The sequence below is a fragment of the Thalassotalea psychrophila genome, assembly GCF_031583595.1.
GTDB classification, from domain to species: domain Bacteria; phylum Pseudomonadota; class Gammaproteobacteria; order Enterobacterales; family Alteromonadaceae; genus Thalassotalea_A; species Thalassotalea_A psychrophila.
This window is the reverse complement of sequence record NZ_CP134145.1, coordinates 4,475,555-4,500,203: the sequence shown is the minus strand read 5'-3', so window position 1 is coordinate 4,500,203 and position 24,649 is coordinate 4,475,555. Positions and strand designations below refer to the sequence as shown.

23 protein-coding genes are annotated in these 24,649 nt (G+C 40.4%); 10 read left to right on the top strand and 13 right to left on the bottom strand.

Features of this window, described 5'->3' with window-relative positions:
* Nucleotides 1–21 precede the first annotated feature (21 nt).
* The 7 genes from RGQ13_RS18770 to RGQ13_RS18740 form a co-directional block, all read right to left on the bottom strand.
* Nucleotides 22–1,203, bottom strand: a complete 1,182-nt coding sequence (locus RGQ13_RS18770) for a class I SAM-dependent methyltransferase (RefSeq protein ID WP_348391259.1) — start codon at nucleotides 1,201–1,203, stop codon at nucleotides 22–24.
* 1 nt (nucleotide 1,204) lies between these two features.
* Nucleotides 1,205–1,954 carry a DUF3108 domain-containing protein gene (locus tag RGQ13_RS18765; RefSeq protein WP_348391258.1) on the bottom strand — a complete coding sequence of 250 codons (750 nt, stop codon included), beginning with the start codon at nucleotides 1,952–1,954 and terminating at the stop codon, nucleotides 1,205–1,207.
* A gap of 101 nt (nucleotides 1,955–2,055) precedes the next feature.
* Complete coding sequence (locus RGQ13_RS18760; protein ID WP_348391257.1) at nucleotides 2,056–3,276, bottom strand: CaiB/BaiF CoA transferase family protein; 1,221 nt, start codon at nucleotides 3,274–3,276, stop codon at nucleotides 2,056–2,058.
* Nucleotides 3,276–4,637 carry an amidase gene (locus RGQ13_RS18755; protein WP_348391256.1) on the bottom strand — a complete coding sequence of 454 codons (1,362 nt, stop codon included), beginning with the start codon at nucleotides 4,635–4,637 and terminating at the stop codon, nucleotides 3,276–3,278. Before RGQ13_RS18755 ends, RGQ13_RS18760 begins: the two co-directional genes overlap by 1 nt.
* A gap of 2 nt (nucleotides 4,638–4,639) precedes the next feature.
* Complete coding sequence (locus RGQ13_RS18750) at nucleotides 4,640–6,031, bottom strand: phenylacetate--CoA ligase family protein (protein ID WP_348391255.1); 1,392 nt, start codon at nucleotides 6,029–6,031, stop codon at nucleotides 4,640–4,642.
* The gene (locus RGQ13_RS18745; RefSeq protein ID WP_348391254.1) at nucleotides 6,028–7,449 is read right to left on the bottom strand and encodes an MmgE/PrpD family protein; all 1,422 of its coding nucleotides are present in this window, start codon (nucleotides 7,447–7,449) and stop codon (nucleotides 6,028–6,030) included. Before RGQ13_RS18745 ends, RGQ13_RS18750 begins: the two co-directional genes overlap by 4 nt.
* On the bottom strand, nucleotides 7,442–8,806 hold the full coding sequence (locus RGQ13_RS18740) for an MmgE/PrpD family protein (RefSeq protein ID WP_348391253.1): 1,365 nt from the start codon (nucleotides 8,804–8,806) through the stop codon (nucleotides 7,442–7,444). The genes RGQ13_RS18745 and RGQ13_RS18740 overlap by 8 nt, the downstream gene beginning before the upstream one ends.
* Before the next feature lie 305 nt (nucleotides 8,807–9,111).
* Here RGQ13_RS18740 and RGQ13_RS18735 point away from each other — a divergent pair, with 305 nt between their 5' ends.
* From RGQ13_RS18735 to RGQ13_RS18700, 8 genes are read left to right on the top strand one after another with little or no spacing between them, the layout of a single operon-like run.
* Complete coding sequence (locus RGQ13_RS18735) at nucleotides 9,112–9,420, top strand: REDY-like protein HapK (protein ID WP_348391252.1); 309 nt, start codon at nucleotides 9,112–9,114, stop codon at nucleotides 9,418–9,420.
* Nucleotides 9,421–9,448: 28 nt separating this feature from the next.
* Nucleotides 9,449–10,291 carry an SDR family NAD(P)-dependent oxidoreductase gene (locus tag RGQ13_RS18730; RefSeq protein WP_348391251.1) on the top strand — a complete coding sequence of 281 codons (843 nt, stop codon included), beginning with the start codon at nucleotides 9,449–9,451 and terminating at the stop codon, nucleotides 10,289–10,291.
* Nucleotides 10,292–10,325: 34 nt separating this feature from the next.
* Nucleotides 10,326–11,198 (top strand): polysaccharide deacetylase family protein, encoded by an 873-nt coding sequence (locus RGQ13_RS18725; RefSeq protein WP_348391250.1) that lies wholly within the window; start codon nucleotides 10,326–10,328, stop codon nucleotides 11,196–11,198.
* A 2-nt stretch (nucleotides 11,199–11,200) separates the two neighbouring features.
* Complete coding sequence (locus tag RGQ13_RS18720; protein WP_348391249.1) at nucleotides 11,201–12,031, top strand: HpcH/HpaI aldolase/citrate lyase family protein; 831 nt, start codon at nucleotides 11,201–11,203, stop codon at nucleotides 12,029–12,031.
* A 20-nt stretch (nucleotides 12,032–12,051) separates the two neighbouring features.
* On the top strand, nucleotides 12,052–12,570 hold the full coding sequence (locus RGQ13_RS18715) for a MaoC family dehydratase (RefSeq protein ID WP_348391248.1): 519 nt from the start codon (nucleotides 12,052–12,054) through the stop codon (nucleotides 12,568–12,570).
* 11 nt (nucleotides 12,571–12,581) lie between these two features.
* The gene (locus RGQ13_RS18710) at nucleotides 12,582–13,757 is read left to right on the top strand and encodes an acyl-CoA dehydrogenase family protein (RefSeq protein WP_348391247.1); all 1,176 of its coding nucleotides are present in this window, start codon (nucleotides 12,582–12,584) and stop codon (nucleotides 13,755–13,757) included.
* Between the two features lie 15 nt (nucleotides 13,758–13,772).
* The gene (locus RGQ13_RS18705; protein WP_348391246.1) at nucleotides 13,773–14,963 is read left to right on the top strand and encodes a CaiB/BaiF CoA transferase family protein; all 1,191 of its coding nucleotides are present in this window, start codon (nucleotides 13,773–13,775) and stop codon (nucleotides 14,961–14,963) included.
* Nucleotides 14,964–14,997: 34 nt separating this feature from the next.
* Nucleotides 14,998–16,158, top strand: coding sequence for a CaiB/BaiF CoA transferase family protein (locus tag RGQ13_RS18700; protein WP_348391245.1), 1,161 nt, complete (start codon nucleotides 14,998–15,000; stop codon nucleotides 16,156–16,158).
* A gap of 109 nt (nucleotides 16,159–16,267) precedes the next feature.
* Here RGQ13_RS18700 and RGQ13_RS18695 read toward each other — a convergent pair whose 3' ends face one another.
* Entirely contained in the window at nucleotides 16,268–16,555 is a 288-nt protein-coding gene (locus RGQ13_RS18695) for a GIY-YIG nuclease family protein (protein WP_348391244.1), read from the bottom strand.
* A gap of 148 nt (nucleotides 16,556–16,703) precedes the next feature.
* A complete protein-coding gene (locus tag RGQ13_RS18690) occupies nucleotides 16,704–17,411 on the bottom strand; it encodes a Crp/Fnr family transcriptional regulator (protein ID WP_348391243.1) in 708 nt (235 codons plus the stop codon).
* Between the two features lie 507 nt (nucleotides 17,412–17,918).
* On the opposite strand from RGQ13_RS18690, the gene RGQ13_RS18685 reads away from it, so the two are divergent.
* Nucleotides 17,919–18,275, top strand: a complete 357-nt coding sequence (locus RGQ13_RS18685; RefSeq protein WP_348391242.1) for a DUF3718 domain-containing protein — start codon at nucleotides 17,919–17,921, stop codon at nucleotides 18,273–18,275.
* A gap of 139 nt (nucleotides 18,276–18,414) precedes the next feature.
* Here RGQ13_RS18685 and RGQ13_RS18680 read toward each other — a convergent pair whose 3' ends face one another.
* From RGQ13_RS18680 to RGQ13_RS18665, 4 genes are read right to left on the bottom strand one after another with little or no spacing between them, the layout of a single operon-like run.
* Nucleotides 18,415–19,494: a MaoC family dehydratase gene (locus tag RGQ13_RS18680; protein ID WP_348391241.1), complete on the bottom strand. Its 1,080-nt coding sequence runs from the start codon at nucleotides 19,492–19,494 to the stop codon at nucleotides 18,415–18,417.
* A 32-nt stretch (nucleotides 19,495–19,526) separates the two neighbouring features.
* Nucleotides 19,527–20,429, bottom strand: a complete 903-nt coding sequence (locus RGQ13_RS18675; protein WP_348391240.1) for an HpcH/HpaI aldolase/citrate lyase family protein — start codon at nucleotides 20,427–20,429, stop codon at nucleotides 19,527–19,529.
* A 2-nt stretch (nucleotides 20,430–20,431) separates the two neighbouring features.
* A complete protein-coding gene (locus RGQ13_RS18670) occupies nucleotides 20,432–22,093 on the bottom strand; it encodes an acyl-CoA synthetase (protein ID WP_348391239.1) in 1,662 nt (553 codons plus the stop codon).
* 23 nt (nucleotides 22,094–22,116) lie between these two features.
* Entirely contained in the window at nucleotides 22,117–23,238 is a 1,122-nt protein-coding gene (locus RGQ13_RS18665; RefSeq protein ID WP_348391238.1) for an HpcH/HpaI aldolase/citrate lyase family protein, read from the bottom strand.
* A gap of 391 nt (nucleotides 23,239–23,629) precedes the next feature.
* Here RGQ13_RS18665 and RGQ13_RS18660 point away from each other — a divergent pair, with 391 nt between their 5' ends.
* Complete coding sequence (locus RGQ13_RS18660) at nucleotides 23,630–24,619, top strand: HpcH/HpaI aldolase/citrate lyase family protein (RefSeq protein WP_348391237.1); 990 nt, start codon at nucleotides 23,630–23,632, stop codon at nucleotides 24,617–24,619.
* Nucleotides 24,620–24,649: the final 30 nt, after the last annotated feature.

Genomic DNA, 24,649 nt, shown 5'->3' with positions numbered 1-24,649 from the left:
AATATATTCCTCTTATTTGGCCTATTTCCAAATGCCAAAGGCATTCCATACTGGTGCACGACCAAAATCTTCACTGTTGCTATCTGCTTTTCCGAAAATGTTTTCATCAACTTTTGACACTACGCCAGTTTCAAACATTTTGCTGCCGTCAAAGCCACAGTCTGTATGCCATTGCACTAGGTCACGTTCATGCATACGGCCCCAGTAAGGTTCGTTGTTATTTAAGGTGTCCCAGTCACGAATAAACTGCTCATAAACTGGCTTATCAGTATATTGTGGTTGTTCAAGTGAAATGGTTAAGCCGCCTGTTTTTAACACCCGATTAATGCCGGTTAAAATAGACATCATTGAACGATCACAGGCTTCATGCCAGAACATTGCCGTGGTAACGAGATCAAATGACTCGTCAGCAAAACCTGCCATATTCTCGGCGTCCACTTGCATAAAGGTAATATTGTGTACGCCTAAAGCTTTTGCTCTTGCTGCGGCATACCGTAATGAAGGTTTGGCCACATCAATTGCGATAACCTCTGCGTCAGGAAATGCTTGCGCCAATGGCACTGCATTATGACCAATTGTACATCCTATATCTAAAATGCGTTTAGGCTTAAATGTTGGATGTTCTTTCGCTAACCAAGTACCAAGGCCTTGGCCACCGCCATCACTTAAACCGCCAAGTAAGCCAGCAGTAGTTACAAAAATACCAATGTCGTAACTGCTAGCAACGGTCACATCATCATTGAAGTATTCAGTGTAATAACAGCCAGGTTGGCAATGCACATCTACCGCACTAACGTTATATGGCACGGCGATATCGTCATCAAGCTTAATATTGCGGCCATCACCAATCAAACCTTTTACTTTTTGGGTAATGTTTTTGCTGTCATTCAATACAATTGAACGACCTAATTGATGACGCATTTCCATGGTGTTACGGCGCATTGCACTCCACATTTGCAAGTATGAATTATCATCCATAGCCACTCGAACTTCATGCCTATCGCTAGGCTCACGTCCATGCTCATTAATAAATTCAGGCAGTACTTTATTTTCATAGGCGATTTTTACACCAGGTAAAACATTGCCGGCAAGGTGCATATTTAAATGCGTTAAAAAGTTTAAGCGTGATACATCGTCACTCTTAACCTGAGGAAAAAGCTCGTGCTTTTCTAAGGCACTCCAACTTGGTAATGCTTTAGCCATGTTACGCTCCCGCTTGTCCGTAAATTACTTCTAGCTCTTCAAGTTCGTATACAGTTTGCATATAGCCACCAACACCACCTTTTAAAAAGATATAGTCGCCATCATCGGTAAACCAAACGTCATAAATAGGATGATCTTCAGGTAATGCCCCTGGGGTTTCAACAAACTGAAAATGTAGGGCAGAGAATGTGCCGGCCATTACCGTAACTTGTTCTTTGCCAACATATTGCAAACCGTAAGAGAATGGGAATAATTCTGGACCAGTGGCACCACGATGATCAGGGGAAGTTAATACTAGGTTTTCAAAAAATTGCTGTCCGGGACCATTGGCAATATTAAAAATTTGGCAGAACCAGGCATCGCCACAGGTTGGGTGGGTACCTACCGCTTGAATTGGTGTATCAAGAGGTAATTTTTGGCTTTGGCGGCCATGTTCGACAGTAAACGATTCACATTCAGCAAACTCATCGGTAAAGCGATACCAACCACTGCCCACAAATTTATCATCAACGCTGATACGAGAAAATCCATCAAGTGGTTTCCAGTTTTCATCAACCGAGTAGGTTACATCACGAAGTACGGCTGGTGCGTCTTCAATTTCAGTTTGTGCGCGTAGGGTTCGAGCACCATTAGCATGTACGGTTTGGCTGAAATATTCACGGCCACGTTCTTGACCTAAACGCTCAGGTTTATTGCTGGTATATTTTATTTTCCCTCGTATGGTTTTGTGAGGCATATTTGATGTTTTCATAATTCTTACTATTCCGCTTTGCCTGTGGCATTTCTTATATTTTTATCTTTGAACAAATACAGCGGCATTGCACTGCTATTTGTCAACAATCATCGCCTTGGTTAAATAACCTGACTGGCGCGTAATTTTTCTAATTGTTCAGGCGTTAGTTCTAATTGCTCAGCCAGTATTTTGATGGTGTCTTCACCTAATGTTGGTGGCGCTTTACTGTATTGCTGTGGTGTTTTGGAAAACTTAACCGGATTTGCCACTTGTTTAATCGTACCGGCTTGGCTGTGCTGAAGTTCAAACACCATATTGCGATGCTTCACCTGTGGTTCGTTATACACTCGGTCAAGGGTATTAATTGGTCCACAAGGAACGCCTGCTTGATTAAACGTGTTAAGCCAATAATCTAAATTTTCACTTAACAATGCCTGGCTAACTAATGGTATTAACAACTCACGGTTTTGTACTCGGCTTTGATTAGTGGCGAAGCGTGGGTCTTTTGCAAGCTCAGCTAAGTTTAGTAATTGCGCACAGCGCTGAAATTGGCTGTCGTTACCAACGGCAAGCATAATATGGCCATCTTTAGTAGCAAACGCTTGATACGGAACAATATTTGGGTGAGCTGTGCCTTGTGCCTGTGGTACTTGCCCACCAACTAGGTAATTCATCCCTTGGTTTGCTAGCCAAGATACTTGCGTGTCTAGTAATGCTAAGTCGATATGTTGACCTTCACCGGTATTATTTCGATGGTGCAGGGCGGCTAAAATACCGCTAACCGCATACATACCTGTCATAATGTCTACGACAGCAACCCCCACTTTTTGTGGTCCTGCACCGGGTTCACTTTCAGGTACTCCGGTTAAACTCATCAATCCGCCCATGGCTTGGATCATTGCATCATAACCGGCGCGATGAGAATCTGGTCCAGTTTGACCAAAACCAGTGATTGAGCAATAAATCAATTTTGGGTTTATTTTGTTTAGGCTTTTATAATCAAGACCATATTTTTGTAAGCCGCCAACTTTGTAATTTTCGACGACAATATCTGCTTTTTCGGCGAGTTTGTACAGCAGTTGCTGACCTTCTGTTTTAGTAATGTCGACAGTGATCGAATGTTTACCGCGATTAGCGGCTAAGTAATAAGCCGCCTCTTCGGTATCATTGCCCTGTTCATCTTGCAGAAATGGAGGCCCCCATTTTCGGGTGTCATCACCAGCATTTGGACGTTCAATTTTCCAAACATCGGCGCCGTAATCAGCCAAGGTTTGTGTTGCCCAAGGCCCTGCTAAAATACGACTTAAATCTAATACTTTAATGCCGTTTAATGGCGTCATTAAGATGCTTCCTTTGCGTTAATCGAGAGTAAATCTACTATCGGCTGTGGCAGAGAAAATTGCCAGTTTGATAATATTTGATATTGCTCAGCTAAACCAATTAACTGATAGTCGCTACCTTCCTCGCCAACAAACTGAATACCAATGGGTAAACCCTTAGTAGGCATTGGTGCAGTTAATGCGGCAAGCTCGGCCAAATTGGCAAAGCTGGTTAAATCGGCTTGGTTTGCCGGTACCTTATCTGTAAAGTTGAACGCAGTTTGTGGTGCTGTTGGCATCACTAATATATCGGCTTGTTCAAATAGTTGATTAGCTAATACCCCTGCTCGGCTAATAACAGCTTTTGCTTTATCTATGGCCGCTTGGTCTTTTCCTTTTACAAACGTCAACATAGCATACAATTGTTTAGAAAATAGCTCAGGGCGATGGTTAAAATCGTTTTTATGTTCAACCAACATGTCTGCTTCACAAATGAGTAAACCAGCGCGTCTTGCCGCGGCAAAATCAAACTCTAGAATAAAGCGAGTAATTTGATGACCGGCTTGGACAAGTAAGGTAAGTTGTTGTTCAAACGTGGTAATAATATCGGTATCTACACCAAGTTCAGCTAAATTACTGGGTGCGGCTATATTATAGACTGCTTGCTCAGCTTTAAATTTAATGATCTTTGATTGTTTACAATCGGCATCATAACCGTTCATATAATCAAGCGCTAAGCGTAAATCACGAGCCGAACGAGTAATAGGACCAATATGATCAAGCTGATGTGAACACACCACACTCCCACCTATGCTAATGGCACCAGTACTGGCTTTTAAACCAAATACGCCACAATAGGCCGCGGGAATTCGTACCGATCCCATGGTATCTGAACCAAGCGCCATTGGTGTCATTGCAGCAGCAACACTAGCTCCACTTCCACCAGAAGACCCCCCAGGGGTATGAGACAGCAGATGTGGATTTAAACATTTACCATAATGAGGATTATCGTTAGTCGCGCCAAGCGCGCCTTCGTGCATATTAAGTTTGCCATTAATATTAGCACCCGCCGCTTTTAGCTTTTTAATGACAAAAGCATCATCTTTCGCTTGGCTATTTTTACGAGTTAACATACCGGCAGTTGTATTAAACCCCAACACATCAATATTGTCTTTTACCGCAATACTGACTCCTGATAAGGGTAAAGCATCTTTAATAAGCGGTGGTTGCTCGTCAATAGCGATAAAAGCATTGATAACCGGATTAAGTTGTTGATTATATTTGAGCTGCATTTGAATTAGCTCATCAGGCAATAATTCACCACGTTCAATGAGTTGTAGTTGCCCTGTAAAATCTAAACTTAAAATGTCTAAGACGGTCATGTTTATTTAAACCTGTTATCAATCAGTCTGATCGGTTTTTGTCTAACTTCAGTTTGAGTTAAATTAGCTAACTCTCCTTGAGCTTTAATTACTACCGGCATTTCAACACCAAAACTTTGTTTTAGTAATGTTTCAAAGGCATTTTGATCAGTATTTTCAACATCTTTAACTTCTACATGAACCAGCAGTTCATCACGACCAGAGGCATCGCGACTGGCAATACAAATATAGTCACCAGCAAAGTCAGCACGTTTCTCTAATACCGGAGCAAAGCCTTGTGGGTAAATATTAATGCCACGCAGTTTTACCATATTGTCACTACGACCTAAGAAACCTTCAATACGATTAAGGTTAAGACCAAGCTTAGAAGGAGATGTTTTTATGCGGGTTACATCGCACGTGTTAAATCGGATCACTGGGAAAATATCATCTTTGTACAAGCAAGTTACCACTAAATTACCAATATCACCTTTTGCTAATGGTATGTTGGTATCTGGGTCACACACTTCCACATAATGAGCATCTTCCATTACGTATAAACCGTCATGGTCTGGTCCTTCACCGGCGATAGCACCAGTGTCACCAACGCCATACCAGTCAAATATTTCTGCGCCACCCCAAGCTTTTGAAATAGCCTCGCGCGACTCTCGACCCATATGGCCAGAGATCATTCTTACCGGAATATCTTTACCCGGTACAATGCCTTCTTCGGCGGCAGTGTCGGCCAGTTTTTTAATGTAATCGGCAAAACCAACAATTACATTAGTGCCGAAATCTTTCATTAAATTTACTTGCTGTTTTGAGCGGGTTTCCACACCAGTACCAGCAGACATGAAAATTGCGTTGGTGTAATGGGTAACACCTTCACGCACATAATGACCACCGTTAATTAAGCCATGGCCATAAACAGAATGAACTATTTCATGAGGTTTTAAACCCTGCATTCGGTAAATTCTGCCTAATAATAAGCCTTGCACTTCACGGGATTTTGGCGAGAAAAATAGCGGCTGTGGTCGCCCAGTGGTACCACTGGTAGTGTGCAATACCATAGTATGGTTAGTGTCACCTTTAGAGAAATCCATGCCGTGCATATCGCCAAATGGCGGAAACTGGGCAACGCTTTCCATAATTTCTGTTTTTGAATAAACCGGCAGCTTTTCAATGTCTTTAATGCTTTGAATATCAATAGGTTTAACACCTGCATTACCCCATAAGCGCTGATAAAATGGAATTTCCCATGCCCGTTTAACACACTTCATAAATTGTTGGTTTTGAAATGATTCTAATTGCTCACGAGAATCGCAAGTGTATTGCTCGATGAATGCGTCACCAATAGGGTAATCGTTAAGCATTGCGTCAACGTCGAATGACTGAAAATAAGTTGGGTAACTCATGAAACTTCCTTTATTTTTGTATTTTGAACCATGAGAGGTATTAAATTTTGTACGCTGTTTAAGTTTTCTAATTGAGAAAGTGCGCGATGAAGTGTGGTAATTTGTTGGTCACTAAAAGGTGTGCTTGCTGATTTACAGCAGAGCGTAAACTTTTGCAGTTGTTGTTCTATTGATAGTGGTCTTAAAGGGTGCCCAAGGATATTTTCTAGGTGCAGGGTATGTTCATCTCCATTGATTAATTTTACCGTAATGGTTTGCGGTGCTAAGGCATTTGGATCGGTACAGTTGCTTTGTGAGGTGGTGACTTTTTCAGCCAAAGCTAAACGCTCAGGATCACGCAGGGCCTTAGTTTCAAAGTCTTCTACCGACACTTTACCTGTTAATAAGTATGTTGCAGCGATGTAGGCATTACATAATTTGGCGTAATTGGCATCCATAGTTGTTGTAGGTCGGCGAGCAACTAAGCGGCAAATAAGCTCAGGAGCAGAAACGTTAATAGATGAAATAACGTCAGCTCTAAATTTATGTTTGGCCGTGAGTTCACTCAATGCGTCAACAGTACCATGTGCTGCACGACCCGTAGGAAATGGCTTATGAGCAACTTGGCAAATTTGCCAGTCTGTTCCTAAACCTTGGGTAAGTCTGCTGATATCAACCGAATCTTCCATCAATTGAAAATAACCAAACGGACCTTCAAGAAAATTGTGCGGTCCGCTAAAGCCCGATTGAGCAAGTTCGATAGCATTAATTGCATTACGGGCATTAAACGCCACTTGCATAGGCAGCATTGGAGAACCTTCAACGTGAGCTTGCATAGTGCCGCTACTATGGCTGTAGGCAATACCCATAGCATCTAAAGTTTGAGTGAAACTTAACCCCAGCATGTTAGCAATACCAGCAGTAGCGCCAATAGCACCACATATTGCAGGACGGAAAAACTTAATTGGCGATGTAGCACAGGCACCAATACGAGTCGCCACTTCGACCGCAGCTACCACTCCTTGAATGAGTTGTTTACCGGATAAATTGTTATGTTCAGCAACCGCTACAAGCGCTGATAATATTACCGCCATTGGATGAACTACGGCTTTTTCATGTACACAATCCCATTCCTGATTGTGTATTTGAAAACCGTTTACCATAGCGGCGCAAGCTGGAGCCATTAATTCACCAGAATGCCAAATTGTTGCGCCACTATTGGGGCTAGCAACTTGACCATGGCTCATAGCTAGGTTTTTAACCGCCGCTACTAATGGCATACGTGAGCCGCTAATTCCAACGCTAACACTATCGCTAATAAATACTTTTGCTCGCTCGATAACTTCACTAGGTAGGTCATTGAAACGAGTAATGAGTGCTTGCTTGACTAATTGTTCGGTTGCTGACGATTTTTTGTTAGATGTACTTTGCTTAGTCATGAAAAGCCTCATTAATGGCCGTGATAAATGCTGTTAGCGTCATGTTTGGCTCGGTTAACAACTTATTAAGTTGCTGTTGTCGACTGGGTTGAATACCCGCTTGTTGCATTAAATAGTTAGCTTTATTACTGATTTGTAAATCAGACATGGGTTTATTGGGATCGCCTAAGGTGTCTTTTATTTGTGTGGATAATTGCTGACCGGTAGATAAGGTAATGGTAATTTTTGCACCAAATTCATCAGGGTAACTTTTACTTATCTGGGGATTTTCTTGTACTTGGATATTATTTCTTAAGCAAATAAGATCATGGTTAGCACCCTCGTTTTCAGCATAATTGTGTTTTTGATAATGCTCTAACTTTGGCTCTCCCAAAACTAACCATGCTGCGAGTGCATGTTGAATGCTAAATTTTGCTTGTAAATCTGTGGCAGGAGTTGGGCGGTCACAAAATTTAATTGCATCGCTATAGGTAAACACCTGAATTTTTTCAATCTGTGTAAAGTCAACTGGGTGTTGTTTGAGTAATTCTTTTAATGCGTCCATTGCCGGATGTGCATGACGACAAGCTGGCCATGGCTTAAAACTACAATCATGAATTAACCACGTTTTATGAGGGGCACTAATGGCTGCTGGGTTGGCATCAAATGAGGTAGCATTGAGTAATCCTTGCTCACCATCAATAATTGAAACCGGTCCGGTTAATCCACAACTCGCTAATTGCGCGGCCATTACTCCTGAGCGGCAAGCTTGAGCGTTATGCCATTGCTTGGTAAATACTTCTTCATGGCGCATTTGCCATAATCCGCCGGTTGTAGATAACGCATTACCTATTGCTGACAGTGTTTGTTGTTGATTTAATTTTAATAAATGGCAACTGGCAACTGCCGCGCCTAACACTCCACAGGTCGAGGTATTGTGATAATACTGATAATGACTTAGCCCTACACTTTGACCAAGACGAATAACCGCCTCGTAGCCATTAATTATAGCGTCGAGCAAATCGTCCATAGTGGCGTTAACACTTTCAGCAACGGCTAATGCTGCTGGAATAACTACAGGCCCAGGGTGCAATATTGAGGTGCGATGTACATCGTCCATCTCCATAATATTGCCCAGCGCACCATTATAAAAAGCTGCAGTAGCCAGATCGCGGGATTGACCATTTAAACAAGTAACATTGCCTGTAGCGTTAAGCTTTAGGTACTCATTAAATACAGCACCAGCTGCCGTTTTAGTAGCATAAATGGCACAGCCAAACCAATCGAACAAGTGTAATTTTGCTCGAGCTCTGTCTATAGATGTTACCGGTCGTTGTAACATTTTTAATAATTGATGAGAGGCACTTTGTTGAGTCATAAATCAGCTATTTTGTCATTTGATTATTAAGGTTTTTTTATACAATTGTTATAAACATATAACAATTAAACAATAAGCTCAATAATAGTCGCCGTTTTGTCCAGCTCTAACTGATATAAGTCAATTTCTTTGGCGATATAAAATTCATTACTAATAAGGGCAGTAGCCTAAAGCAATGGGAATTGCCTTTTAGCAGTTAAGTATATTGTCATGGTTGACAATTTTTTCCACAGGGCTTAATTTGTCGGAACAAGTTTTAAATGTTATATATATATAACAATATAATAATTAAAGGTAAGAACCCGATGAAAAAGCTAGTGGTACTATTCAATTTAAAAGCCGAAACTGATATGCAAGAGTATGAAAACTGGGCAAAAACTGTCGATATCCCAACAGCTGGTGGCTTGCCTTCTATAGACAATTTTGAAGTAGTAAAAAGCTTAAGCTTATTCGGTAGTGACGCCACTCCTCCTTATCAATATATCGAAATTTTAAGCATCAATGACCTTGACCAACTGGGTAATGATGTAAGCAGTGACGAGATGCAGAAAGTAGCTGCTCAATTTCAAGCATTTGCCGATAATCCAATGTTCATCTTAACTGAAAACATTTAAACCAAAGTCGATTGAAAGGATTTTTTAGATGGCAAATTACACTGAACTAAAAGGTAAAGTTGCAGTTATTACCGGAGCTGGTCGCCACAAAGGTTTAGGCGAAGCCATGGCAAAGCGCTTGGCAAGTGAAGGCTGTAAGGTAGTGATCACCGATATTGGTCATGCCGCTGGAGAACATATGCCCGAGTCGGCTATTGGCAGCAGTGATGAAATGCAACAAATCGTCGCTGAAATTAAAGCCGATGGTGGCGAAGCAACGTCATTTGCCTGCAATGTATTAAATGCAGATGAAGTGAAAGCTGCAGCACAGTTTGCCGTAGACACCTATGGTAGCCTTGATATTTGGGTGAATAACGCAGGTGTTGGTTATTTAATGAAACCAATCTTAGATATGGACGTAAGTGAATGGGATACGGTATTAAACGTGAACCTTCGCGGCACTTTCTTGGGCATTAAATTTGCAGCTGAGCAAATGGTAAAGCAAGGCAATGGCGGAAAAATTATTAATATTGGCTCGCAGGCTTCTAAATCAGCTTTTGCTCATGCTTCGGCATATACCACATCAAAGCATGGCATGAACGGCATCACACGAGTAGCTGCTCAAGAACTTGGTGAACATAAGATTAACGTAAATCAAATTTGTCCTAATCATGTAACGACTGGTTTAGGTGCTTGGCAGAATTCGCATTTTTCAGAAGTGACTGGCAAAGGACATGATAAATACATGCAAGACATGCGCGATCGTATTCCTTTAGGGCGACCTGGTTTGCAAGACGATATAGCCAAGGCTTGCGCCTTTTTATGCTCAGAACAAGCATCTTACATTACCGGTGAATGCATGAATGTATCTGGTGGCGAAGAATACCATTAAAGTTCAAGCGGTTAATAAATAAGAAGAATTCATTATGACAGAGCAAAGCACAAAATCTTATCCATGGCCTAACGATGCCCGTATTGCATTATCAATGGTAGTAAACGTTGAAGAAGGCAGTGAATACAATATCGCCGATGGTGATAAAGGCCCTGAGCCAGTGGATGAGTTACAAGTAACGCTAAAAAAACCGATGCGTAATTACGGTAATGAATCAAATTATTTGTATGGCATTAAAGAAGGTGCACCGAGAATTATTCGATTGCTCGATAAATTTAATGTTAAAGCAACATGGACTGTTTGTGCTAAAAGTCTGGAAAAATATCCACATATCGCACAAACAATTAAAGACCGTGGCGATGAAGCTTGCTCACATGGCTATCGTTGGATCCATCAATTTAAAATGGACGAAACGCAAGAGCGACAATTCATTCGTGATGCCGCAGATAGTATTGAACAAACAACAGGTCAAAGACCGAAAGGCTGGTTGTCACGTTACTTACTTACTGACAATACTCGACGTATATTGCAAGAAGAAGGCTACTTGTATCACATGGATGATTACAGTGGCGACCAGCCATTTTATGCCGACGTTGATGGCTCAGACAAACCAATGTGTATTTTACCGTACGCCATGGATTCAAACGATATGAAAATGTGGGTATCGGCTAGTTTTACCCCTGATATGTGGTTGAAATATGCCAAAGACACGTTTGATACCTTGTACGAAGAAGGTGGTGAACAAACACGAATGATGTCACTTGGTTTGCACTTGCGCATTATTGGGCGACCAGGCCGTGTTTGGGCATTAGAAGAATTTTTACGTTATGTAAGCTCTAAACCGGGTGTTTGGTTTGCTAGCCGTGAAGAAATAGCCGAGCAATTTATTGCTGCACAAGAGGAATAATCATGCCATTACCGATGCTGCGTTCATTGCTCTTTGTGCCAGGGTCACGCCCTGATCGCTTTGAAAAAGCGGCAAATGCTGGCAGTGATATTATTTGCATCGATTTAGAAGATGCAGTAATGCCTGCAGATAAAGCGCAAGCTCGTGCAAGTGTGGTTAAGTATTTAGCCACAAATAACAATGTTGTTGTGCGCATAAATCATATTTTGACAGCAACGGGCATCGATGATTTGACCGCACTGATAAATGCGGAAAATTCGCCAATGGCAATTATGTTGCCAAAAACCAGTTGCCCGACAGAAATAGACCAAGCCGTTGCCATTATTGGCACTAAAAACATTGAAATTATTGCGTTATTGGAATCGGTCGCAGGCGTTAACAACTCCCAATTAATTGCCGCCTGCGATCAGGTTTCTGCTTTAATGTTTGGTGGTGCAGATTATAGTGCTGAAATAGGCGCTGAATTTAGTTACGAACCGTTATTGTTGGCACGTAGCCAATTGGTGCAAGCAAAAGCCGTTAAAGCAATTCAGTTAATTGATGTACCTCATATTGATATTAAACAACTGGACGATTTACAGCACGAAACAGCAAAAGTTAAAGCGCTTGGTTTTACTGCAAAAGCAGCAATACACCCTTGCCAACTTGACGCTATTCATCAAGAGTTTACCCCGAGCGAACTTGAAGTACACAATGCTGAAGAAATTGTGTCTCAGATTGATAATGAAGATGCTGGGGTGTTAGTTATTAACGGCCGAATGATCGACAGACCGATTATATTGGCAGCAAAAAGAACAATAGCTTTAGCGCAAGCTGCAAGCAAAAATTTATAAGAACATTTAAGGAAGTCCCCATGGTTCAGAAAGTAAAACAAATCTCAGAAAATCGTTTTCGCGAAACATTTGGTCGCTCATACGAAGAATTTACTGTCGGTCATATTTACGAGCACCGTCCAGGTCGTACTATTACTAAAACTGATAATACTTGGTTTACTCTATTAACGATGAACACTCATCCAATGCATTTTGATGATGAATACGCTAAGGCTAGTGAGTTTGGCAAATGTATTGTCTGTTCACCGCTAACTGTTGCCATTATGGTTGGTATGAGCGTGACCGACTGTAGCCAAAAAGCTATTGCAAATCTTGGTTGGGACGGCATTAAGATGACTTACCCTTTGTTTGAAGATGATACTTTGACTGCAGAGTCTGAAGTTATTGAAAAACGAGAGTCATCATCTCGCCCAGGGGCAGGAATTGTAACAATACGAACGACCGGATTTAACCAAGATGGCAAACAAGTTTGTACTTTTACCCGAACTATGTTGATCGCCAAAGAAGGCTACAGCGTTGAAGACAAAGTGAATTACTAGGAAGTATTGTAATGTCAGAGATTTATTCTAAAGAAGATGAGTTAGCCATTTTAGATATGATTGGTAAATGGGTAGACAACGAAGTTGCGCCAATTGCCAAAGAATATGACCAAGCTGATAAATACCCACATGATTTAGTTACGCAAATGAAAGAGTTAGGTTTATTCGGTGCAACTATTGGTGCAGATTACGGTGGCATGGGCTTACCCGCGTCTATATACGCCAAAATCGTAATTAAAGTTGCATCAGCGTGGATGGCGCCGGGTGGTATCTTTAATTCACATCTTATTCAGGCTTCTGCGATAGAGCGTTGTGGTACAGAAGAGCAAAAGCAGCGCATTCTTCCTCGCATGGCTACCGGTGAATTACGTGGCGGTATTGCCTTAACTGAGCCTAATGCCGGTTCTGACTTACAAGCAATTTTAACTACAGCAAAACGCGATGGTGATGACTACATTTTAAATGGAGCCAAAACTTGGATCACCAACTCCATGAACGGTAACTCATTAGCCGTATTGGTAAAAACCGACACTGAAATGCAACCGCGCCATAAAGGCACCAGCTTATTTTTTGTTGAAACTAAAGATAGCGAAGGCAATGTATTGCTAGGTATTGAAATCACTAAGATGAAAAAAATGGGTTACAAAGCCATTGATACCTGTGAAGTGGTTTTCAACAACTTTAGAGTTTCTGCTGAAAATTTAATTGGTGGCAAAGAAGGCAGTGGTTTCTTACAAGCTATTGGTGGTTTAGAGCTAGGACGTATTAATGTAGCGGCTCGCGGCGCGGGTATTGCACAAGGTGCATTAGATTTATCGGTTCGCTATGCACAAGAGCGTGAAGCTTTTGGCAAATCAATTTCCAATCATCAGGCAATTCAATTAAAGCTTGGTGAAATGGCGGCGAAAGTAGAAGCTTCACGCTTATTGATTGAGCAAGCAGCCCAAAAATATGATGCCGAAGAACGTTGCGATATGGAAGCGGGTATGGCGAAGTATTTTGCTTCTGAAACCGGTGTTTATTGTGCGCAAGAAGGTATGCGAATTTTTGGCGGTTACAGCTACAGTGTTGAATATGATATTGAGCGTTTTTATCGAGATGCCATGTTGATGTGTATTGGTGAAGGTACTAATGAAATGCAACGAATTATTATTGCTAAGCAATTAATTGAACGCAATAAGATTTAAGTAAGGTTTAATTACATGCAAGACTTACCGTTAAAAGGCGTGCGTATTATTGCTGTTGAGCAATACGGCGCAGGCCCCTTTGCATCTATGTATCTTGCTGATATGGGTGCCGAAGTTATAAAAATTGAAAATCCTAAAATTGGTGGTGATATTTCACGCCATACTGGTCCTTACTTTTTAGGTGAAAATGACAGCTACTTTTTTCAAACGTTTAATTTGAACAAAAAAAGCCTAACCTTGGATTTAAAATCAACCGAGGGCAAAGTTATTTTTGCCAAATTGGTAGCCAGTGCTGATGCTGTAATGAACAACTTACGCGGCGATCTTCCTGATAAATTAGGCTTAACCTATGATGTGTTAAAGCATATTAATCCAAAAATTTGTTGTGCGCATTTATCTGCCTATGGCCGTGACAATGAACGCAGCAATTGGCCTGGATATGACTATTTAATGCAGGCCGAAGCCGGTTATATGCATTTAACTGGTGAGCCCGATGCGCCGCCGGCAAGATTTGGTTTGTCTATGGTTGATTTTATGACTGGGGTTACGACAAGCTTAGGATTAACCGCTGCGCTATTTAGTGCCTATAAAACAGGAACTGGTCGCGATGTAGACGTTAACTTGTTTGATGTTGCTTTACATCAGTTAACATACCCGGCGAGTTGGTACTTAAATGAAGGGCACGTTACAGAGCGTTATGCCCGTTCAGCTCATCCATCAACCGTACCTTGTCAATTATATAAAACCAGCGATGGCTGGGTATTTATTATGGCAATGACAGAAAAATTTTGGCAAGTATTGATTAATGAAATTAACAGTGACAATTTACGCGCTGATAAGTTTTCAACCGTCGCTAAGCGCCGTGAAGTTAGAGATGAACTTAATCAATTGATTGAGCAATGTTTGCAAACAGATACTACTGATAATTGGTTAAACCGATTACAAGGTAGAATGCCGATAGCGCCGGTAAATAACATGGCGCAAGCATTGAATAATCCATATCTAAAAGAAACGGGTGCATTACAAAAAGTGCCACATGATAGTAACGACGAAATGGAACTATTAGCCAACCCTATCCAGCTTAATGGTCAGCGCTTAACGGGTAAAGCGTGTGCCAAGTTAGGTGAGAATACACAAGAGTTATTAGCCGAGCTTGGCTTTGCTGATGACGATATTAAACAACTGAAAATTCAAGGCGTGGTTTAGGCTAACTGTTGTCAGTTAAGTGCTAGGAAAGAATATGAAATTAGAAGGCATTAAAGTACTGGATTTATCGCTGTTTTTACCAGGGCCGCATTTTACCATGATGATGGCAGATCATGGTGCTGAGGTTATTAAACTTGAACCACCAACAGGCGAGCCTGTACGTGAAGTTGGCTTGAAACAAGGTGATGAAAGTGTTTGGTTTCGAAATACTCACCGCGGCAAGAAAAGCATTAGTTTGAATTTAAAACACCCAGAAGGTAAAACTGCATTCATGAAGCTTGCCGCTGAGGTTGATGTGATTGTTGAGGCGTTTCGTCCTGGCGTGGTTAGTCGTTTAGGTATTGATTATGACTCGATAAAAGCGATTAATCCGGGTATCGTTTATTGTTCTGTTTCTGCTTACGGACAAACCGGTGATAAGCGTTTAAGCCCAGCTCATGATTTAAGTATTCAGGCAGATTCTGGTTTGGTTAGCGTGAATTTAGGTGCTGATGGTGTGCCGGCTATGCCCGCTATGCCTACGGCAGATATGGCCGGTAGTTTAATGGCTTTTTCTGGCATATTGATGGCGCTGTTACGCAAGCAAACTACAGGCCTTGGTGATTACCTTGATGTATCTATGCAAGATTCATTAATTGCTTGGACACCAAATGTAATGGGACCAATTTTTGCTGAGAATAAGGCCGCAGAGACGAAACAAGAACGTTCATGGGGTGGTAATGGTTTTTATAATATTTACCAAACTCAAGATGGCAAATACTTAACTTTAGGTGGCAGTGAAATTAAGTTTGTTCATAACTTATTAAGCGCCTTAGGAAAGCCCGAAATGACCGAGTTGGCCAAACAAGGTCCGGGTGATCATCAACAACCTATGAGAGTATTTTTGCGCGAGCAATTTGCCAGTAAGACGTTAGCTGAGTGGGAAGAATATCTTGCTGAAATTGACGTGTGTTGGGCACCAGTACGTGATTTACATAGTGCCATGCAAGAGCCGCATTTACAGCAGCGCGACATGATTTTAACCGATGAGCATGGTAATAAGTCGTTGGGGGTTCCAATTAAATTCAGTGAAGAACCCGCTCAACCAAACCTTAAAACACCAGAGTTTAGTGCGGATACAGCACAGATTTTGCGATCGTTGGGGTATAGTGCAAGCGATATAGAACGCTTCAAAATAGATAAAGCAGTGTTTTAATCGGTTGCTAAGAGCGAACAAGAGACCTCCACGAGTTTATAGAAAGTACACCGTCATTGCGGCGCAGGCCGCAACCTCCAGACGCATGCTGTGGCTAGCAAAAATAAGCTCAAATAATATCAGGGTATAAATCTCGCCAGTTTGGATTAACCTCTCCTATTAATCTATTTTTCCACTTTCGATGCCACTGCTTTAATCTCTTTTCTCTTACAATTGCGTTTTCCATGTCGTTGAATAATTCAAAATAAACAAGTTTTGTTAAGTTGTATTTAGCACTAAAGCCACCAATAATTTTTTCTTTATGTTGGTATATTCTCTGAATTAAATTACTTGTTACGCCAATGTACAAAACGGTATTGTGATCATTAGAAATAATATAGGTTGCGGGTTGTTTCATGATTGAATTCCTTTTCAATAAATGAAACTTAAGTGTAGCTTAGTTGAAAGTAGTTTGAGGAAGCGATTGTTTATTGGCACGCTATATCCGAAAGGAGGTTGCGGCCTTCGCCGCAATGACGTGGTTAATTGTTTCTGAGTATGCGCTTTTAATCAGTAATATAATGCGTCATTGCATCACGGTCATTAATGATAATTAATGAATTACTGCTGATACTGATCCAGCCTTTTTTCTTTAACGCGGTAAAGCCGCGACAGGCCGTAGAAACAGTCATGCCTAAGTAATCGGCAATGTCTTGGCGACTCATTGGTAAATTGTATTGGCCTTTATGGCAAAATAAACGGTTTTCCATATCAAGTAGAAAATGTGCTAATCGTTGATGAGCAGTACGTTGGCCCATCACAAATAAATGATCAAGCATTGCTGAAAGTACTACTTCGGTACGAGTATGATACTTTTTGCCAATATCGAGCGCACGTTTGAAGAACTCTTCAAGTACCTGACGATTAATTCTGATCGCAGTCAGATCTGATAATGCCTTGGCACTGTAGTTATATTTGGCAATACTTGATGTTGATAGACCTAAAATATTACCGGTAAATAAGAAAGCATAAACTTGTCTAGCTCCGTTTGATGCTGTTCGTTCAAGCATCACCGAGCCAGAAATTGGAATAAACACGTAGTCGGCGGACTCTCCTTCATTTAACAGGTAATCGTGACTGTCAATGTGAACCTCATCGGCATTATTTGCTAATAATGCAAGAAATTCATCACCGCCATTAATACTCTCTAAAGCAGTACCAAAACAACTTGTCAGCGAGTTTTTTACGGAAATTTTATTAATATCTAAAGACATGAGAATAACTCTTTTATTGTTTGTATCAATGTACTATTAAGACGATTAACTAACAACAATTACAACTCAAAAAAGCAAAAAAGAAAGCTTTTTATCAATTATGCGCTTTAGAGTACTTTTAAATGGTAAATCTGATGGCACTCTGCAAGTCAAATAATGATGTAAGTTTAGTTTGTTAACGCCCTCGTCAGGCCTTGTTAACATTGACTTTACAGGTTCTAATTAACAAATGACAAATGTCATTTTAGTTCTAGAATGAACTAGTAAATAAATATTATAGACCTATAATCATCGCCGATAAATTTGCTGAGTTAACCAAGAAAATAAAGAAGTATCTCAAGCAACAAAAGCGTTTAGCAGCCTAAAGATTTCCTGTCGAATAATAATAAAGTGATCAAGCCATCAAATTTATCTGTATGCAAATACAAAATTTTCAAAATTGAATCACCAAACATTTAAAATTAATCAACATAATTACTACTCGTTGTAGGTAATTAAGGAAATAACATGAAAACAGTAACACTTTTAGTAACCATCTTAACTTCAACTATCGCATTCAATACTCAAGCTGATTCGATTCAATTTGATACATCTAATGCCGATAGAAATACGCACACTTGCATTGCTGCTGCGACTAATGACCTAGATAAATTGAAAAGTTTAATGGGATTAGAGCAATATGGCGAAAAAAATGTAGTTGAAAACTTACATTGTAACGAACTTACAATTACTGAGTTCGCGACTAAATATCATGCCTATGACAGCATTGCTTACTTAAATAAATTTTTACATAAAAACCGTAAAGTAGATGTGGTCGCGCTAGCAAATTCTCAGCAAAACTCAATAACAGAAACTGCCGAATAATCTTGTTTAAGTTGAGGCGTAAATTTGAACATGCTCAATGATGAAATAGGGATATTATAGTAAGCCTTAAAAGGCGGTGGCGCATAACGGTTGGGGGTTATACGCCACCTTGTAAGTTGTTTAGCACTGCAAAAGAATGTTACTTAACCATGATTACGGTTAACTCTAGATCGAGAACAACGTCGTTGTGGTATTTCTTTCTACCATCAACTGTTCGAGTTAAAAACTCCATTTGTTCTGGGCTATTGTTTTTAATACCGAGCATGTTTATTTTCACCAAGGCGAGATCATCTCTATCTGCAACGTTTGTTATTTCTAAAATCGTACTTTGTGCATAAATGGTGTCACCGGCAAAAGACGGGTTACAATGACTACCACTATGAATTGCACTTAACCATATACCGTTACCTAAACCGTTATAGCTTAGCGCTCGACAAAGTGAAATGATATGTCCGCCGTAGACCAAACGCATGCCATGCTTTGAGTCATTCATCATGTGCTGATCAAAATGCACGCGAGCGTTATTTTGATAAAGCCGTGTTGCTAATGAGTGATCCGAATCATTTATGGTAATGCCATCTCGATGAAAATAAGTATCGCCAACAGTAAACTCTGATGCTTTTAGTTGTGAGTCACTAGCATAATCTGGCCAGTCAGCTAAATTCATTTGAGCAGGAATTACTTGCTGTGTTGAACTAACTTCGCTTGCTAACTCTGGTAATTGCGGCGCAGCGCACTTAGTTTGCATATCTTTTTTATGGACCATAACCCAACGTTTAAAACTTAAAACTATATGATCATCTTGGTTCACCGCAGTGGAATGAACGTAAACCACCCCGGTTTTACCATTTGAGTTTTCTTTCAAGCCAATTACTTCGCTAACCACTTTGATGGTGTCGCCAGCAAAAGCAGGGCGTTTAAAAGTAACTTCGGCGTAACCAAGGTTAGCCACAGCATTTAATGATACATCGTTTACAGTTTTACCAAAGGCGATATGAAACAATAGGAAATTGTCTACTGGCATTTCGGCAAAACCAACTGCGTTAGCCACCGTTTTTGCACAATGCAAGGCAAAACGAGAACCGGTTAGCGCCGTATAAAGGGTGCAATCAGCTTCGGTTATGGTGCGAGGTACACCATGAACCAAAGGTTGACCGACAAAAAAATCTTCAAAATAAAGACCTTCTGGCGTTGGCAGATAATTTGTTGTTATTGTCATGTAACGTTACTCTTTCGATTATTCAGCTGTAATTAACCAAGTGTTAATTCACCTTGGCCAATTTCATTCACCTTGGTGTATAAACAAATAACACGATTAGCCCATTGCTCTAAACACGGCTCAATTAATCTATCATCGATTACCGCAACACTTTGGCCATCAGCTTTAGCTTGTTCCATCGCTGAAATAATGCCTTTAGCTTTACGAATATCTTCACCTTTAGGTGTTAACGCGTCGTTGGTATAAGTTAACTGTACTGGGTGAATAACTGCTTTACCATCAAAGCCTAGATCGCGAGCCTGTCGACAACTATACTCACAAGCAACCACATCTTTTAAATTAAAATGTGGGCCATCTATAATGCTTTTGTTGTGTGCTCTGGCGGCTAATATACACATCGACAAATAGGTTAATAATCCTTGTCTATCAAGTGTTACATTTACCCGTAATGAGTTAGCGAGATCGGTGGTACCCATAACAACAGTTGTTAGCCTTGGACTGGCAGCACAAATCTCTTCGGCGCGTAATACACCTAGAGGAGATTCAATATTTGCCATAACCAATTTATTTTCACCATTGGCATTATCTAACGCGGCAACGGCTAGGTTTAGTTCCTCGCCACTTTCAATATCAGGAAATAATACGCCGTCAATATCAAGTTCAGCTATAGCGGCTATATCGGCCTTCCCCCAAGGAGAGTCAAGCTTGTTAACGCGTACGATTCTTTCTGAATAACCAAAGTCACTATTTTGTAATTGCTCAACTAATAATGCTCTTGCTTCTTCTTTACGAGAAGGCGGTACCGATTCTTGTAAATCAAAAATGATTACATCAGCAGATAATCCACGTGCTTTAGTTATGTATTGCTCACGGTGTGCTGGAACATATAATGCACTGCGTCTTGGTCGAAAATTTTCTTGTGTTTTGCAGTTCATACTTAGGCTCCTTGGGTGGCCGGTTGTTTGTTTTGTTCAGCAAGCTCAGCTAGCATCTGTTTACGTAATACTTTGCCATTTTTAGTGCGTGGAAAGTCATCATAAAAATGGACAATTTTGGGTGCTTTATATTTAGCTAAATGACTATTACCAAAGTTTAAAATATCTTCTTTAGTGGTTGTAGCACCAGGCGCTAAAATAATACAGGCACTGACTAATATTTTATCTTTACCCAGCTCTTCACCAAGAGCCACACAATCGGCAACGTCTGGATGAGTTTTTATTACTCGCTCAATTTCGTGTGGCGATACGCGGTAACCAAAAGTATTAATGATGTCGTCTTTGCGCCCTACAAACCAAATATAGCCATCTTCATCGACCCTTGCATAATCGCCAGTGAAGAAATAACCGCTGTGCCTGGCTTTTTCGGTTTCTTCAGGGAGTTGCCAATAATTTAAAAACAAGCCTGGATCGCTTTCAGGTATGGCGATCATGCCTTCTTCACCAGCTTGAGCAGGTTTATTTTCTTCATTTAGTAACACAACATCATGACCTGGCTGAGTAAAACCAGCCGCACCTGGGCGAATAGGTTGTTGTTTATTTTGTGAAATATAATAAGAAAATTCTGACATACCAATCGCTTCATAAACATCCATACCAAAACGTTCGCGCCAAGCTAACAGCATTTCATCACTTAAATGTTCACCGGCACTCATACAATGGCGAAGAGAAGGTACATTTTCGCCTTTAAATTCAGTTTTTTGAATAATTTGACGATAAATCGTTGGTACACCGATAAATATTGTACAGTTATGCTTAGCAATAAGTTTTGGCCAAGTAGAAGCATCATTTGCTCCTTCATGCACAATTACCGTATGACCATGAAATAAAGGATCCATTAATGCTGAGCCTAAAACGTAGGTCCAGTTAAATTTACCCGAGTGCATGATTCGATCGCCTTCTTTAAAATCGAACCAAAAGCGACTGGCTGGTAAACGACCAATTAAAGAGCGGTGTGCATGCAACACGCCTTTTGGATATCCGGTAGTACCTGAGGTATAGACTAAATACGCAGGATCATCTGGCGTACTTGCTACAATTGTATCATCAACTGGGCTCGTATTTAGCAACTCTTCTAAATCTAAAACTTGCACATTTAAACCTGTGCAATCACTAGGCATTTCACCCGGGCCAGCTAATAATACGGCACTAAGCTGGGTATCTTCTTCTAATATAGACTTTAGCTCTGGCCACATAGATTTAGCGGTAACTAATACTTTCGCGCCAGAGTCTTTGGCTAAGTAAGCAACTTCTGGTGCTGACAACAATGTTGATGTAGGCACGGCAATAGCGCCTTGTTTTAAACAACCAAAAAAGCTTACTGGGTAATCGCTAGAGTTTGGTAAACGAATCAATACTCTATCGTCAGCATTTAATCCTAATTCCTTCAAGGTATAAACAAAACGACCACTTAAGCTATCTAGTTCAGCATAGCTCAGCTCGCATGTACCTAACTTGTCATCTTCAATAACTAGTGCAGTTTTGTTGCCATTGTTTTGTTCAACATGCTGTCGCACACAGGCATAGGCAATATTGAAATGTTCAGGTATGTGCCACTGCCAACCATTAGCGTTCTGTGTTAATAAATCATCAAACTTAATCATAATTCTATCCTCATAAACGCCGGTTAAATGCGGCCGTATGGCCAGTTTTCACGAATAACCGTGATAGGCAGTTTCTTCAATACATCTATGGCAAATTGTTTATCTTTTTCATCTAAAGACTTCAATGCATAGGCTCTTAATAGTGTTTGCAACGCTTTACCAAACATTGGTGGATCAAGCATTTCTCCTTCATATTTAATAGCTCCGCCTAACAGGGCGTCGGCATCTATGGCCATTTGTAATATTTGCACATTACGCTTTATAACTTTTGGCGATGGCGTAAATGCTACCTTACATAAATGAATATGGTACGGGTGAATAAGCTGTTTACCGGTTAAACCCATTTGCGTTTCAACTACAGCATGACCATGTACTACATGCGATTCGTGATCGCCGTGTAAATCTAACCAACGACGAACATCGTCAGGCTCGATAAATTTTTCTGGCATTGGCGTATCATTAATTAATACTTCAACTCCACCGATAACACCTTTACCGGCAATTCTTGCCTCAAGTAATAGCATTCTTAGGTAGGTAAGCAATTCTTCGATCCAGCCTTCTGGTGTTAAGTGAATCGCCATTGCTTTCGAGAAATCGTGAATACCAAATACAACGTGCTTAACCGCTGGAAATGCCATTAATTCAGCTGCAATTTTTAAGCTTCGAGGATGCTCAATAATTGGTTGAATTTCAATTTTAGGATTAACCCCTAACAACCAAGCCGAAAGATCTCGAATTTCGGCAGCACCATACATTTCACCAGCTTTAGCTAGCACAATTACATCAATATGTTCAGCCACTTTCATGATCATTTCTAAATCTTTTTCATACTCATCGGTACGAAATGGGTTTATACGAAGGGCTATTTGAAAATCGCGTTCTGGAAATTTAGGAAGTTCATTTAGTAACAGCTCGCGACTCATTTCTTTTTGGCGACAACCATCTTCTAAATCGAATAGTAAAGTATGGGCTTGGCAATTATGGGCATGTTTACGCATACGCTCAGCGGCTTGCTCCATATTTTCATATTCTTCATCTTTTGGAGAGTATTTGACTGGCGGATAGTACAACTGAATACCTGGCCATGTGCCTCCGAGTACGTCTTCTTCGTCTACCTGCTCTAAGAACTCATTATGGTAGTTCATTTACTTCTCCCCTAGGTTGTTTAATAGCCAATTTTTGAAAAACATTGTCATTTCCATGAAAACTTTTATCTATACTTACACAATTAGAGTAAACATTTCAAACAATTGTTTTAAAAAAGTGTTTGAATTTTGAATCTTATGTTGTAGTGTAAGTTATAACAATTAACTAGGAGTCGATGTGGCACCTAGGCAACAACATGCTTTTTATTAATTTTATATTATTAATGTATAAACAATTTTAGTGTTAATGTATCTAATCCATTAGTGGTAGTTTGCATAATTAAGTTTAACTACCCTAATCATTTAGTCTAATTTTGTTGACCAAGCATTGACTTATTACAGAGCATCTGTAATTAATTTACACCACTGAAATAAACTTGAGGAATTTTAAATGTCTGCAACTGTACATCCAAATGACGCACTTTTTGATGCGGAGAAACCATTTCCAGTGATCCCAAGCTGTGAACATTTTGCCGGTTCAGAAAAGCTGATCCTCAAAGCAATGCAAATGCAAAAAGATATAGGTCAAGTATTTGATATTACCTGTGATTGTGAAGATGGCGCTGCGGCAGGTTCTGAAAAAGAACATGCTGAAATGGTCGCACGTATCATAGGTAGTGATGACAATGAATTTAATATGATGGGTGTACGTATCCATGATCCATCGCATCCGCATTGGAAAAAAGATTTAGACATTTTAATCCCAGGTTGTGGGCACAAACTTGCATACATAACTCTGCCAAAATGTACTGAAGGTGCACAAATTCTGGAAATGGTGACTTACATTCAAGGTCTTGCTAAATTCCACTCAATCGACCGAGAAATCCCTGTACATGTTCTGATTGAAACACATGGCGCATTACGTGACGTTTGGCAAATAGCAGCAACTCCATGGGTACAGTTGTTAGATTTTGGCATGATGGATTTTGTATCTGGTCACTATGGTGCGATCCCTGCATCTTGTATGCGTAGTCCTGGTCAATTTGACCATGCATTATTAAAACGTGCAAAAACTGAATTAGTCGCGGCCGCACTTGCAAATGGTGTAGTACCGGCACATAACGTGACATTGGATTTAAAAAATACTCAACAAACTACTGACGATGCTAGTCGTGCGCGCAACGAGTTTGGTTTTATGCGTATGTGGAGTATTTATCCAACTCAAATTACCGCAATTGTTGATGCTATGAAGCCTAATTTTGAAGAAGTAGAAGATGCTGAAGCTATTTTACTTGCGGCTCAAGCAAATAGCTGGGGACCAATTCAACATAAAGGTGAATTACACGATAGAGCAACGTATCGTTACTTTTGGGAGTTATTACAGCGTGCGCAAATGAGTGACATTGAAATAAGCGAAGCAGCTAAAGCGGCATTTTTTTAATAGTACCGTGTGCTTTTCGAGGATAACGTC